The sequence below is a fragment of the Corynebacterium sp. HMSC073D01 genome, assembly GCF_001815555.1.
Lineage (GTDB): Bacteria > Actinomycetota > Actinomycetes > Mycobacteriales > Mycobacteriaceae > Corynebacterium > Corynebacterium glucuronolyticum.
The window spans coordinates 1-305 of sequence record NZ_KV821079.1 but is presented as its reverse complement, the minus strand read 5'-3'; the positions used below and the strand labels follow the sequence as shown (position 1 = coordinate 305).

Here is a 305-nt window from a genome sequence, read left to right as displayed (position 1 = left end):
TCGCAGGCGATGGTGATCGCCGGGGAGGCGTTCGGCATGTCCAAAAAAGCACTCGTCCGGGCAGGCTACGATAAGACCACCGCCCACACCATCCACAAACTGGCGGGCATCTACTACGGCCGCACGGGTGCCCCACGCAAACAGGAACGCTCCCGGGAGAAAGCAACCGACGCTGGTTGTTCCTTCGCCTCCCTTCAAGCTATTGAACGGTTTGTGGCGAAACTGCCGAAGAAGCATGCGTGGACGATCCGTGAAGCCCTCGTTCCCTATGGTCGGGACATCACCGCGATTAACGCGGAGGGCGC

1 pseudogene is annotated in these 305 nt (G+C 61.0%); it reads left to right on the top strand.

The features are described from left to right. Window positions 1–305, top strand: a pseudogene (locus tag HMPREF3044_RS10280) (HNH endonuclease); the annotation flags it as partial.